This is a genomic window from Neisseria sp. HMSC03D10, assembly GCF_001807625.1.
GTDB lineage: Bacteria > Pseudomonadota > Gammaproteobacteria > Burkholderiales > Neisseriaceae > Neisseria > Neisseria mucosa.
This window is the reverse complement of record NZ_KV789485.1, coordinates 1-13,039: the sequence shown is the minus strand read 5'-3', so window position 1 is coordinate 13,039 and position 13,039 is coordinate 1. Positions and strand designations below refer to the sequence as shown.

Genomic DNA, 13,039 nt, shown 5'->3' with positions numbered 1-13,039 from the left:
CTTGCACAGAGCGCCTGAATAGGCTTTTATGACTGTCCAAGATTTGGGGGCCAGTTCAGAGTTTTCAGACGACCTCTCGTTTTGGCATGCAGGATACGCCTTATCCCAGCGAGACCATTTCGATTTGTTCCATGCTGCGTCCGAGGAAGCGTTCGCCTATGGTGCGGAAGCGCAGGGGGATGTCGCTGACGTAGAAGCGGTAGTCGGGGCTATCGTTTTCAGTGTTGAGCAGCCCTGCTTGGGCGAGCGCTTGGGCGGTCGCTTCGGCGGTGGTGATGGCGGAATCGACCAGGGCGACGTTTTGCGCTTCTTTGCCGATTAGGGGCTTGAGCAGCGGGAAGTGGGTGCAGCCGAGGACGAGTGTGTCGATGTCGTCCACCAAGAGCGGTTTGAGGTATTCGCGCACGGTCAGGCGGGTTACTTCGTGGTCGAGCCAGCCTTCTTCCACCAGCGGCACGAGCAGCGGCGTCGCCTGCGTGCGCACAAGCGTGTCGGGGTTTTGGGCGTGGATGGCGCGGGCGTAGGCGTTGCTGTTGACGGTGGTGTTGGTGGCGATGATGCCGATTTTGTTGTTGCGCGTGGTGTTCAGGGCAGCCTGCGCGCCGGCGGAAATCACGTCCAATACGGGCATATTGCCTGCTTTTTGACGGATTTTTTGTCCGGCAACGGCGGCAATGGTGTTGCACGCGATGACCAGTGCCTTGACATCGTTTTCCAGTAGGAAATCGACAATCTGCATGGCGAAGGTTTCGATGGTGGCGCGGGATTTGGTGCCGTAGGGAACGCGGGCGGTGTCGCCGAAGTAGATGATGTTTTCCATCGGCAGGCGTTCCATCAGGGCACGGACGTTGGTCAGTCCGCCGACGCCGGAATCGAAAACGCCGATGGGGCGTTGTTTGCTGATAGTCATGATGCGGTTTGTACGGATTAGGTATGATGAGGCGGATTGTACACGTTCGGCGCAAGGCTTAACAGGGACGGGGTCGTCTGAAAGGGTTTGGACTGTGTGGAAACGGTGTTTTCAGACGACCTCTGCGGCGTTTGGACGGCAGACGGCAAAGATGCCGATTGAACATCTTTATCTAACTTTATCCTCCCTTATGTTTGCAAATGCCCGTAAATCCAGCATAATTAAGGTTTCTAGAACACGATAAGGCTGATTTCATGAGCGAGGGCGCAACCTTTTCCCGCCGGCTTCCCGACGAAGAGTCCACACTCGAGCTGGGCGAAAGTTGGGCAAAATCGCTGCGCGCGCCATTGGTCATCCATCTGCAAGGCGATTTGGGCGCGGGGAAAACCACGTTCACGCGCGGCATCCTGCGCGGACTCGGACACACCGGCGCGGTCAAAAGCCCGACCTACGCCATCGTCGAATCCTATCCGCTGGAAGCGTTCACGCTCCATCATTTCGACCTTTACCGCTTTGCCTCGCCCGAAGAATGGGAAGATGCGGGTCTGGACGACCTGTTCTCCCCTGACAGCGTCTGCATCATCGAATGGCCGCAACAGGGCGGCGCGTTCACGCCGCCCGCAGACATCACCGTATCCCTGAATCACGCCGCGCAGGGCAGGACCTGCACCGCTACCGCACACACCGCCAACGGACAAAAAAGTTTAGAAGCATGGTTAAATTCAAACTGACACGAAGACAAGTCGTCCGCCAAACTGCTGGACTGTTGTTCACCCTCACGCCGATTGCCTCCGCCCTCGCCAAAGCCGCGCCGCCAGCCCAATTCGTCGCCGCCCGTATTTGGCCTTCGCACGCCTATACCCGTATCACTATCGAAAGCTCGCGCGCGCTGCAATATCAGCATTTCGCCTTGGAAAACCCCGGCAGGCTCGTCGTCGACATCCAAAACGCCAACATCAACAGCGTCCTGCAAGGCATTTCCGGCAAAGTCCTGCCCGACGACCCCTATATCCGCAGCATCCGTGCCGGACAAAACACCCCTACAACCGTGCGCGTCGTGATCGACCTCAAGCAAAACGCCTATCCGCAAGTCTTCTCGCTTGCCCCTGTCGGCGGCTTTAAAAACCGCCTCGTCATCGACCTCTACCCGCACGGCGTCGATGCCAACGATCCGATGATGGCGCTGCTCAACGGCAATCCGCCGAAACGCATGCAAACGCAACGTCCTGCCGAACGCACGGACATTGCCCAAGACGTACCTCCCCGCTCCAACCGCGGCGGACGCCGCCCCGTCGTCATGATAGACCCCGGTCATGGCGGTGAAGACCCCGGCGCCATCGGGTCCAGTGGCTTGAAAGAGAAAAACGTCGTCCTCTCCATCGCCCGCGAAACCAAAAACCGCCTTGAAAGCATAGGCTACACCGTTTACATGACCCGCAACGAAGACATCTTCATCCCGCTGGGCGTGCGCGTCGCCAAAGCCCGCGCCCGTCATGCCGACGTGTTCGTCTCCATCCACGCCGACGCCTTTACCAGCCCGTCTGCGCGCGGTACCGGCGTTTATATGCTCAATACCAAAGGCGCGACCAGCTCCGCCGCCAAATTCCTCGCCCAAACCCAAAACAACGCCGACGCCATCGGCGGCGTTCCCAAAAGCGGCAACCGCAGCGTCGATAACGCCATTCTCGACATGACCCAAACCGCCACCATGCGCGACAGCCGCAAACTCGGACATTCCGTCCTGACCGAATTGGGCAAACTCAACCAACTCCACAAAGGCCGCGTTGACGAAGCCAACTTCGCCGTCCTGCGCGCGCCCGACATCCCGTCCATCCTTGTCGAAACCGCCTTCCTGTCCAACCCCACCGAAGAGCGGCTGCTCGGCAGCGACTCCTTCCGCCGCCAATGCGCCGACGCCATCGCCACCGGCATCCAAAAATACGTCAATACCGCCGCATTGCGCAGAGGGTAAGTTCGGTTTGCCGGAAAAGATAAAAGGTCGTCTGAAACTTTGAAATCGGTTTTCAGACGACCTTTTATTTTTTACGTCATTCCTTAAAAAATAATGTGCATTCGAATTCATACCAAATTGCACAACAAGCCCTAAACGCAAAAAACAATAACGTCCACATCCGGCAACTCACCCTGCCCTTGGGCAATGCAAGGCCGTCTGAAATTCCCAGAACTGCCTGAAACGCAAATTAAATTTGTTTTCCGCTTGCCAATCCTGTTAAATTTTTTTACGATACAGCCATAGATTGTAAACAAAGGCCACAAGCCGATTGTTTTTTTCAGACGACATTACCCCTGTCAGACTTCATTTCTATAACCGTAAGCCGCCAAGCGGCTGTTCTCATACCACATCAAAGCAAGAGGTATCAACGTGTCTGATTCCAAAACAAACGAACGCGCGACGTTTAGCAACCGCCGCGCGTTTATGGTTGCCGCTATCGGCTCTGCCGTCGGCTTGGGCAACATTTGGCGTTTCCCCTACATCGCCTTCGAAAACGGCGGCGGCGCATTTCTTCTCCCCTATCTGGTCGCACTCTTGACCGCCGGCATCCCGCTGCTGCTGCTCGACTACGCCATCGGCCACCGCTACCGCGGCTCCGCTCCGCTGGCTTTCCGCCGCCTCGGCCGCTGGTTCGAGCCTGTGGGCTGGTGGAACGTGATGACCAACGTCATCATCTGTATCTACTACGCAGTCATCATCGGCTGGTCGGCAAGCTATGCCTACTACTCGCTGAACGCCGCATGGGGCGCGGATCCGCAAGCGTTTTTCTTTAAAGACTTTTTGAACATGGCAGGTCCTGAAGCCTTGGGCTTGGATTTTGTCGGTAAAGTCGTCGGTCCGCTGATCGGCGTATGGCTGTTTACCTGCATCATCATGGCTTTAGGCGTACAAAAAGGCGTGGCGGGCGCATCGTCGTTCTTCATGCCGCTGCTTTTGATTATGTTCATCATCATGGTCGGCATCTCGCTGACGCTGCCGGGCGCGGCTAAGGGTTTGGACGCGCTGTTTACGCCCGACTGGTCGAAACTTTCCGATCCGAAAGTCTGGGTCGCCGCATACGGTCAGATTTTCTTCTCGCTCTCCATCTGCTTCGGCATCATGGTGACTTACTCTTCCTATCTGAAGAAAAAAACCGACTTGGGCGGTACCGGCTTGGTTGTCGGCTTTGCCAACAGCAGCTTTGAATTGCTCGCCGGTATCGGCGTATTTGCCGCGCTGGGCTTTATGGCGCAAGCGAAAGGGCAAGCCGTCAGCGAAGTGGCTTCCAGCGGCATCGGTTTGGCTTTCATCGCCTTCCCGACCATCATCAACCAAGCTCCGATGGGGGCGCTGATCGGCGTATTGTTCTTCGGTTCGCTGGTATTCGCAGGCATTACCTCGATGATTTCCATCGTCGAGGTTATCGTTGCCGCCATTCAGGACAAATTGAACATCGGCCGCGTCAACGCCACCCTGCTTGTCTGCATTCCGATGGGCATTATCTCCACCCTGCTCTTCGGCACGACCACCGGCCTGCCCGTTTTGGACGTATTGGACAAATTCGTCAACACCTACGGCATCGTCGCCGCCGGCTTCGTCTATGTTTTGGCCATCATCGCCCTGCGCAAACTGCCCGAACTGCGCGACCACCTGAACGCGCTCTCCTCCGTCCGCGTCGGTGCGATTTGGACTGCCAGCGTCATCTTTACCGTTGCCATGCTCGGCTATATGTTGTACCAAGACACAATCGGCCTGCTTAAAGAAAACTACTCGAAATATCCCAGCGATTTCCTCAATATCTTCGGCTGGGGCATGTCGATCGGTCTGATTGTCATCTCCGTGGTGCTGTCGCTTCTGCCTTGGAAGCATGGTCAAAACTTCAACGTCAAAGACGAACACGAACATGAACAAGGAGACAAAGAATGAGTACCTCAGCCATCATCATGATGATTATCGCACTCGTCGTCATCTGGGGCGGATTCATTCTGTCCGTATGGCGGCTGCCTGAAGAATAGGCTTTTTCAAATAAGTGTTGCAGACACCGTACAGGTCGTCTGAAACCCAAACGCCCCGAAACCGCATACCGGCTTCGGGGCGTTTTGTTACCGCCAAATCCAATATAGTTAAGACTTCCAATCCATCAACCAAGCAATCGCGCCTCAACAAACAACATTTGTTTACGCTAATTTTCTACAGAAAAATGAACGGCGAACAAAAGAATGACTATAATGCTGACCATTCTCCGGCACCTGCCGTGTTTCACGAAAGGACGAAACAATGACTATGAAACCACTTATGGCGGTATTACTCGCCGCCAGCCTCAGCCTCCCCTCCATCAATGCGGAAGCTAGGGGCACTGACAACCAAAGAAAAGCTACCCTTATCGGTGCAGCAGCAGGCGCAGCTTTAGGCGGACTATTGGGTAACGATGAACAAAGTGCGTTCATCGGCGCGGTAGCAGGTGGTTTGGCAGGTAATGCATACGCCTATCGAAATAAAAAAATGAACCAGAAAGACAACGACAACTATTGGTACGACCGCCGTTACCGCGACTACCGCTACGATCGTGATGATTACGACTATGACGATCCTTACTACCGTGAGGCACGCTACAAAAGACATAAACACCACTATCGTAAATACCGCGACTGGTACAATGATTACTACGATTACAACGATGATTAAACACGCAGCCTGTATATCTTAAAAAAGGTCGTCTGAAAGGGAGTTTCAGACGACCTTTGCCGTCCCGAGCCAAAAACTTTTTGGCAAACGACGCATCATATGTTTTACAAAAAAAGCAGTGCGGCACTGTGTTTCCTTGCCGCGCCGTCTTTTACCCATCCACTATAAAATAAAACTGAAGGAATACATCATGAAAAAATGGCTGCTGGCTGTTTTGCCCGCCACCGCACTGGCCGCTCCGCCTCAAGGCTTTTATCAAAATTACCAAGACTGGGACATCGCTTGCGACAATACCGGCACATGCCGTCTTGCCGGATATCAGGCGGACGAAACAGAAACGCCGGTTTCCATCTTGTTTACCCGAAAAGCGGGGGCGAACGCCGCCGTTGCCGGCGAAGTTTCCCTGCTGCCGTTTAATGACGATGAGCGTCAGCTCGCCCGCGTGGCAGCCCGCAGCGAATTGATGCTGAACGGCAAATCGCTGGGCAAATTGGCGTTGAACAAAAAAGGCACAGGCAAATTGAGCAGCGCGCAAACCAACGCCTTGCTTGAAGCATTGAAAAAAGAAAGCAAAATCAGCATCCGTGCGGGAAAATATGAATGGCACTTGTCCGACAAAGGCGCGGCGGCGGCAATGTTGAAAGCGGACGAATTCCAAGGTCGTCTGAACACGCCTTCCGCGCTGATACGCAAAGGCAACAGCAGTCAGGCAGTCCTAAGCCCGCAGCCCAAACCCGTCATCCGCGCCGTTGCCGTACCGAAAACAGCAGGCGATATACTGGAACAAGACACACCGCGCCATAGCGCCGTCATGAAGCTGCTGCGCAACAGCAACCGCGTTTCCGAAGGCGACGATAATTACTGTCCTGCCCTGCATAATAAAGAGCAAATGGGTTGGAACCGCAGCCTGTATGTCCATCCGCTCAACGATCGTCAGGTTTTGATTTCGGCCATCTGTATCGGCGGTGCTTATCAAACCAGCGGCTACTATGCCATTGCCGATAAAGAGCTGACCAAAATCGAACAAGTGCTGCCGCCGATGGTATACGGAGGGCACGGCGGATTCGACGAGAAAACAGCCACCCTCAGCGGCAGCTTCAAAGGCCGCGGCATAGGCGACTGCTGGACAAGCAGTGCGGCGGTGTGGGACGGCAAGAGCTTCGTCCGCAGCGAGGAACACACCACCGGCTCGTGCAAAGGCTTTACCGGCGGTGCGTGGTGGCTGCCGATTTTTGATGCCCGCGTCGAGCGTTAAAATACGCCGAATATCGAAACATACGGCAAAAGCCGTTTCAAAAATGCCCGCAAGATTGAGTGATTTTGCGGGCATTTGCTACACGCGGGCGATGTTTGGAAGGGAAAAGGCGCGACAGCAGAATGCCCGTTTTCAGACGACCTTTTTCCTTATACAATACGCTTGGATTTTATATATTCTGATATAAAGGATACGGATTATGTTCGGCAAACAACTCTTTGAAGAAGTCAGCGCAAAAATCAGCGAAACCATCGCCAACAGCCCCGCCAAAGACATGGAGAAAAACGTCAAAGCCATGCTCGGCAGCGCGTTCAACCGTATGGATTTGGTCACGCGCGAAGAATTCGACATCCAGCAGCAGGTTTTGATTAAGACCCGCACCAAACTGGTCGAGCTGGAAGAGCGTCTGGCAAAACTCGAAGCCGCGCAAGAGCCTGAGCAGTCTGCCTTGGAAGCTGCCGAAGCCGCAGCCGAAGAAGCTGTCGCCGAAATCAAACAGCAAACCGAAGCCGGCGAATAAGGTCGTCTGAAACATGTCGCTTGCCTTGGTTTACAGCCGCGCCTTGAGCGGCATGAATGCGCCGTTGGTCGAAGTGGAAGCCCACCTTGCCAACGGCCTGCCTCATTTCAATATCGTCGGATTGCCCGACACCGAAGTCAAAGAAAGCCGCGACCGCGTGCGCGCCGCCATCATCCAAAGCGGTTTCGACTTCCCTGCCAAAAAAATCACCGTCAACCTCGCCCCCGCCGACCTGCCCAAAGAATCGGGACGTTTCGACCTGCCGATTGCGCTGGGCATCCTTGCCGCATCCGGACAAATCGCACCCGAAAAGCTCGCGCAATACGAGTTTGCCGGCGAATTGGCGCTTTACGGCATGTTGCGCCCCGTGCGCGGCGCGTTGGCGATGGCGTGGCAGGGTATGCAGGCGGGACGTTCTTTCGTCTTACCGCAGGAAAACGCAGAACAAGCCGCCGTGATGCGCGGCATTACCGTTTACGGTGCGCGTTCGTTAGGTGAAGTCGCCGCCCATTTGAACGGTATCGAACCCTTGGCGCAAACCGCCTGCCAAGTCCCGCATAGGTCGTCTGAAAACGCCAAACTGCCCGACCTCATCGATGTCAAGGGTCAACATACTGCCCGCCTTGCTTTGGAAATCGCTGCCGCGGGCGGACACAGCCTCTTGATGATGGGCCCGCCGGGAACGGGCAAATCCATGCTTTCCCAACGGCTGCCCGGCATTCTGCCGCCTTTGACCGAAGACGAATTGGTCGAGGTATGGGCATTGCGTTCGCTCCTGCCCAATCATCAGCAACAACTCGACAGCCACCGTCCTTTCCGCAGCCCGCACCACAGTGCCAGTTCGGCAGCCATGGTCGGCGGCGGTTCTGACCCGCGTCCGGGCGAAATTTCATTGGCGCATCACGGCGTTTTATTTTTGGACGAGCTGCCCGAGTTTGACCGCAAAGTTTTGGAAGTTTTGCGCGAACCTTTGGAAAACGGCGAAATCCACATTTCCCGTGCGGCGCGCCAAGCCGTCTATCCCGCCAAATTCCAGCTTGTCGCCGCCATGAACCCGTGTCCTTGCGGTTATCTCGGGCATCCCGTCAAACCCTGCCGCTGCACGCCCGAAAGCGTCGCGCGTTACCGCAGTAAAATTTCCGGCCCGCTGCTCGACCGCATCGATTTGACCATCGAAGTCCCCAGCCTGTCCGCCGCCGAACTGATGCAGCAGGAAGCGGGGGAAAGCAGCGCCGTCGTGTTGGCGCGCGTGATCGCCGCCCGCGACAAACAATACGCGCGGCAAGGCAAAGTGAATGCCGCCTTGAGCGTCAGTGAACTCGACACGTCCGCCCGCATCCAAAAAGAAGCGCGGGAAGCCTTGGGTAGCCTGTTGGAAAAACTCTCCCTCTCCGCCCGCAGCTTCCACCGCATCATGCGCGTGGCGCGTACATTGGCGGATTTGGCGGGCGATGAAGAAGTCGGCAGAAGCCATGTTTTGAAAGCCGTCAGCTTCCGCCGCGCGTTGTAAGGTTTTTCAGACGACCTGATAGGGTAAATCAACTCTGTCTTCAGAGATTGTAGGATATGCAAATGGTAAGCATATAAAAGTTATTAATGCTTATCGGAAAAACAATGGGGTTATTTATGCGATGCCAGGAAACTAATGTTTTTTACGATTTGACACAGGATTTTTTATGGGGCATGGAGCGTAGGTATGATGTAATCTCTTTAAAAAAATCTATTTTTTTAATATCAAATTATTTTTCATTCGAGACGGATTGGGATGAAGGAATTGAAAATTGGGTTGCTTTTCATGGGGAGAAAGAAACTGATTTTATATTATTAAACTGTATGATTCCTTTTGTTTTTGCCCATAATAGCTTATTTGAAAAATTTAAAAAATTTTCAGGAATTAAAATTCTGTTTTTTAATAATTATCATGAGGATAAAGTTTTTTTAGAAAAACGGGTTATGAATGATTTATTTCAGATACCAGAGGGTTACTATGATTTTACAAAAGCACACACCATATCAGATTTTATATATGTAACATATACATGAATTGAAGAAAGGTTAGCTCAAAACACAGTCTGATTATAGACTAAATTTAAATATTGATTTATCAATAAAATATAGTTTTTAATTAACAAATATAACCTTTTAAGATTATTAATATAATTAAATAGAAGCAGTACAGTCAAGTAAATCAGCACCATCGTTATGGCTAATAAAAATGGAGAAGCAAATTCGCATTTGTAGGAACAAATAATCAAAATGTTAGGGGCTGACGTAGATTGGCTCTAAATTCCACACCAATCCCGCAGAATTTTAAGCTATTGAGACGGTTTACCGAAGTTAAACCGGAATTCGCATCCTTCCAAGAATAGCGGGAAAGATTTTCGGTCAATTCCGTTGTATTTACGTAAAACCCGCTTTGCCTGATTCCAAAAGTTCTCGATACCGTTGATGTGGTTCTGACGGTCTGCAAACTCCTTGGAATGGTTGATACGGTAATGGATAAAACCGCTCACGCCCAACTTGTCGTAACTGCTTGATACCAGCCGCCCTTGAATACTGAAAACGGAAGATTCAAGATAAAAGCTGAGACCGGTTGGGTATCTTGCTGGTGTTTTAAGCCAGGAATATACTGTTTTATCAGGAAAATTCTGTTTTTGATAAATTGTCAGCGCGTCATAACATCACGGCGGTTTTCGTAAAAACCATGTAAACAAACGGCGCATTTTTGCCCAATATAAAGGATATTGATAAAATGACCCGTCCCTGCCGATGGCAGCAGCAGATTCCTCTGCCGCCAAAAGGTCGTCTGAACGGCATCATCAATATAGGTATCTCATGAATAAGAACACTCAATACGGCAAAGGCCTTTTCGGCTTTTTCTTCGGCCTCATCCTCGCCACCGGCGTGATCGGGGGCATCCTGTATTTTCTGAATCAAGACACCCCGAACGCCTTCAAAGGCGCGACCGAGCCTCAAAAACAGCAAACCGAGCCTGAAATCCTCAAGCCGCAGGAAAAATCCAAACCTGAGTCCAAGCCCGCAACTGAAGAGCAGCCTGTCGTCGTTCCCGTAGAGAAAGAGCGTCCGGCAGAAGAAGCCAAGCCCGAACAGAAACGCAGCGAAGCCGACGACGATGCGTCAGCCAAAGAAAAAGAACGCGCAGACAAAGAAGCGAAAGAAAAGGCAGATAAAGCCAAAGCCGAGAAAGAACGCGCGGACAAAGAAAAAGCGGAAAAAGAGCGTGCCGTCCATGAAGCGGAAGACGAAGCCCGCGAAGCAGAAAAAGCCCTGCGCGAAGCTGAAAAAGAAGACAAAGAATCTGCCGAACGCGAGTTGAGACAAAAACTCGCCGAGAAAAAGGCAGAGCTTGCGAAAAAACGCGCAGAAAAAGAAAAAGCCGACAAAGAAGCCGCCGGTAAAGCCAAAAAGGCAGCCGAGTTGACGGACAAACAAAAAGCGCGCGCCGAGCGCAAACTCGCCGAGAAAAAAGCGGCTGAGAAGAAAGCCGCCGAAGCCAAGAAAACCGAAACGGCCAAAACCAACAAACCGACCCCCGAGCAAATCCTGAACAGCGGCAACATCGAAAAAGCCCGTCAGGAAGCAAATAAAGGCGCGGCGAAAGAAGTGAAAAAAGCCGAAGCGGACAAACAAACCGCCAAAGCCGACAACGCCAAAGCCGAAGCCAAAACTGCGGAAGGCGGTAAAAAAGTCATCTTGCAAATGGGTTCGTACGCCGACCGCAACAGCGCCGACGCGCAACGTGCCAAACTCGCCATGCTGGGCATTTCGTCCAAAGTAGTCGAGCGCACCAACGGCGACAAAACCGTTTACCGCGTACAAAGCAACAGCATGTCGTCTGAAGCTGCGAAAAACGTTCAGAAAGACTTGCAAAAACACAATATCAACAGCCTGATGCGTTCGGCACAATAAGGAGGCGGCAATGAAACGGACAACCAAACCGGCAGCCGTCCTCCTCAGCCTCGCGCTTGCCTTTTCCGCAAGCGCGCAGGCTGCGGTCGAAGGTGTGGATTACACGGTTTTGAACAAACCGATTCCGCAACGAGACGCATCCAAAATCGAAGTTTTGGAATTTTTCGGCTATTTCTGCATACATTGCCAAAACTTTGATCCCGTCTTGCTGTCATACAGCAAAACTTTCCCGAAAGACGTTTACCTGCGTACCGAACACGTCGTCTGGATGCCTGAAATGCTGGGCTTGGCGCGGGTTGCCGCGGCGGTTAACGCTTCGGGTTTGAAGTATCAGGCAAACCCCGCTATTTTCAAAGCCGTACACGAACAGAAAATCAATTTGGCGGATACCGCCACTTTCAAAAGCTGGGCGGCGGCACAAAAAAGCTTTGACAGCAAAAAACTGATTGCCGCATACGACGCACCCGCGAGCCTCGCAGCCGCTAAAAAAATGCAAAGCCTGACCGAGACTTACCGTATCGAAGGCACGCCGGACGTCATCGTCGGAGGCAAATATCGGGTCATATTCAGCAGCGATTGGGCGAATGGGCAGAAAATCATAGGCGAGCTGATTAACAAAGTCCGCCAAGAGCGTTCCGGCAAAGCCGCGCGCTGACGGAATTTAGCCAGACAGTTTCGGAATGACTGCAAAAGATAAGGCGGTTTCCGAACTGTCTGTTTGTTTTGGGCGGCGTAAAATCCATAAAAACGATACTGCTGAGGGATGGGGCAAATACCGTCATACCGCAGCAGTTTTCCGATACCGCTTCATCCTGAAATCCAGACGGGCAAACGTCGTCTGAAAACCAAAAAGAAAGCAATATGGACATTTTGACTCTATTAAAAGCCCTGCTTATGGGCATTGTGGAAGGCTTGACGGAATTTCTGCCGATTTCAAGTACCGGCCACTTGATTGTATTGGGCGACCTGCTCAATTTCCACAGCAACGGCAAAGTATTTGAAATCGCCATCCAACTGGGCGCGGTACTTGCCGTGATTTTTGAATACCGTCAACGTTTTACCTCCGTTTTATCCGGACTGGGCAAAGACCGCACCGCCAACCGCTTCGTGTTGAACCTTGCCGTCGCGTTCGTGCCAGCGGCAGTCGTAGGTTTGCTGTTTAGCAAACAAATTAAATTATATCTGTTTAACCCGATTACCGTCGCCACCATGTTGGTATTGGGCGGATTCTTTATTTTATGGGTCGAAAAACGCCAAAGCACAATCAAACCGAAAGTCAAAAGTGTGGACGAAATGCGCCCGATCGACGCGCTTGTGGTCGGCTGCGCCCAAATCTGCGCGCTGGTGCCGGGGACTTCGCGTTCGGGCAGTACGATTATGGGCGGTATGCTGTGGGGCATCGAGCGCAAAGCTGCGACCGAATTTTCTTTCTTCCTCGCCGTGCCGATGATGATTGCCGCCACCGGCTATGACGTATTGAAACACTACAAACTCTTTACTTTGCAGGATGTCGGCCTGATTGCCGTCGGTTTCATCGCCGCTTTCTTGGCAGGCCTCTTGGCGATTAAATCGCTATTGAAATTCGTGTCCAGCAAAAACTATGTTCCGTTTGCCTATTACCGCATCGTCTTCGGCGGATTGATTCTGCTGACTTGGGCGATGGGCTGGGTCACATGGACAGCATGATGTTGAAGCAGGAATAAGCTGCCCATGAAAAAAGGTCGTCTGAAAACTGAACTGGCCCCC

14 protein-coding genes and 1 pseudogene are annotated in these 13,039 nt (G+C 52.6%); 12 read left to right on the top strand and 3 right to left on the bottom strand.

What is annotated here, in order from left to right; genetic code table 11:
• Positions 1 to 100: 100 nt before the first annotated feature.
• Positions 101 to 910 (bottom strand): glutamate racemase, encoded by an 810-nt coding sequence (gene murI, locus HMPREF3066_RS00570; protein ID WP_003779418.1) that lies wholly within the window; start codon positions 908 to 910, stop codon positions 101 to 103.
• A 17-nt stretch (positions 911 to 927) separates the two neighbouring features.
• Entirely contained in the window at positions 928 to 1,059 is a 132-nt protein-coding gene (locus tag HMPREF3066_RS13435) for a hypothetical protein (RefSeq protein ID WP_321178874.1), read from the bottom strand.
• A 105-nt stretch (positions 1,060 to 1,164) separates the two neighbouring features.
• Here HMPREF3066_RS13435 and tsaE point away from each other — a divergent pair, with 105 nt between their 5' ends.
• From tsaE to HMPREF3066_RS00525, 9 genes are all read left to right on the top strand, one after another.
• Positions 1,165 to 1,641: a tRNA (adenosine(37)-N6)-threonylcarbamoyltransferase complex ATPase subunit type 1 TsaE gene (tsaE, locus tag HMPREF3066_RS00565; protein WP_070439800.1), complete on the top strand. Its 477-nt coding sequence runs from the start codon at positions 1,165 to 1,167 to the stop codon at positions 1,639 to 1,641.
• Positions 1,623 to 2,882, top strand: coding sequence for an N-acetylmuramoyl-L-alanine amidase (locus HMPREF3066_RS00560; protein WP_070439799.1), 1,260 nt, complete (start codon positions 1,623 to 1,625; stop codon positions 2,880 to 2,882). The genes tsaE and HMPREF3066_RS00560 overlap by 19 nt, the downstream gene beginning before the upstream one ends.
• 411 nt (positions 2,883 to 3,293) lie before the next feature.
• Positions 3,294 to 4,829: a sodium-dependent transporter gene (locus HMPREF3066_RS00555; RefSeq protein ID WP_070439798.1), complete on the top strand. Its 1,536-nt coding sequence runs from the start codon at positions 3,294 to 3,296 to the stop codon at positions 4,827 to 4,829.
• Positions 4,826 to 4,918: a methionine/alanine import family NSS transporter small subunit gene (locus tag HMPREF3066_RS11830; protein WP_016687493.1), complete on the top strand. Its 93-nt coding sequence runs from the start codon at positions 4,826 to 4,828 to the stop codon at positions 4,916 to 4,918. Before HMPREF3066_RS00555 ends, HMPREF3066_RS11830 begins: the two co-directional genes overlap by 4 nt.
• A gap of 262 nt (positions 4,919 to 5,180) precedes the next feature.
• Positions 5,181 to 5,588 carry a YMGG-like glycine zipper-containing protein gene (locus HMPREF3066_RS00550; protein WP_045072442.1) on the top strand — a complete coding sequence of 136 codons (408 nt, stop codon included), beginning with the start codon at positions 5,181 to 5,183 and terminating at the stop codon, positions 5,586 to 5,588.
• A 190-nt stretch (positions 5,589 to 5,778) separates the two neighbouring features.
• Positions 5,779 to 6,843, top strand: coding sequence for a DUF1176 domain-containing protein (locus HMPREF3066_RS00545; protein WP_070439797.1), 1,065 nt, complete (start codon positions 5,779 to 5,781; stop codon positions 6,841 to 6,843).
• A 199-nt stretch (positions 6,844 to 7,042) separates the two neighbouring features.
• Positions 7,043 to 7,363, top strand: coding sequence for an accessory factor UbiK family protein (locus HMPREF3066_RS00535; protein WP_003757162.1), 321 nt, complete (start codon positions 7,043 to 7,045; stop codon positions 7,361 to 7,363).
• Positions 7,364 to 7,376: 13 nt separating this feature from the next.
• Positions 7,377 to 8,873 carry a YifB family Mg chelatase-like AAA ATPase gene (locus HMPREF3066_RS00530; protein ID WP_070439796.1) on the top strand — a complete coding sequence of 499 codons (1,497 nt, stop codon included), beginning with the start codon at positions 7,377 to 7,379 and terminating at the stop codon, positions 8,871 to 8,873.
• A gap of 86 nt (positions 8,874 to 8,959) precedes the next feature.
• Positions 8,960 to 9,406 carry a hypothetical protein gene (locus tag HMPREF3066_RS00525; protein WP_234396293.1) on the top strand — a complete coding sequence of 149 codons (447 nt, stop codon included), beginning with the start codon at positions 8,960 to 8,962 and terminating at the stop codon, positions 9,404 to 9,406.
• A gap of 272 nt (positions 9,407 to 9,678) precedes the next feature.
• Here HMPREF3066_RS00525 and HMPREF3066_RS11825 read toward each other — a convergent pair.
• Positions 9,679 to 9,894: pseudogene (locus HMPREF3066_RS11825) on the bottom strand (transposase); the annotation flags it as partial.
• A gap of 304 nt (positions 9,895 to 10,198) precedes the next feature.
• Between HMPREF3066_RS11825 and HMPREF3066_RS00520 the strand changes: the two are divergent.
• The 3 genes from HMPREF3066_RS00520 (at position 10,199) to HMPREF3066_RS00510 (ending at position 12,979) form a co-directional block, all read left to right on the top strand.
• A complete protein-coding gene (locus HMPREF3066_RS00520) occupies positions 10,199 to 11,293 on the top strand; it encodes an SPOR domain-containing protein (protein WP_070439795.1) in 1,095 nt (364 codons plus the stop codon).
• 10 nt (positions 11,294 to 11,303) lie between these two features.
• Positions 11,304 to 11,948 carry a thiol:disulfide interchange protein DsbA/DsbL gene (locus HMPREF3066_RS00515; protein ID WP_070439794.1) on the top strand — a complete coding sequence of 215 codons (645 nt, stop codon included), beginning with the start codon at positions 11,304 to 11,306 and terminating at the stop codon, positions 11,946 to 11,948.
• Positions 11,949 to 12,154: 206 nt separating this feature from the next.
• A complete protein-coding gene (locus tag HMPREF3066_RS00510; protein ID WP_070439793.1) occupies positions 12,155 to 12,979 on the top strand; it encodes an undecaprenyl-diphosphate phosphatase in 825 nt (274 codons plus the stop codon).
• Positions 12,980 to 13,039: the final 60 nt, after the last annotated feature.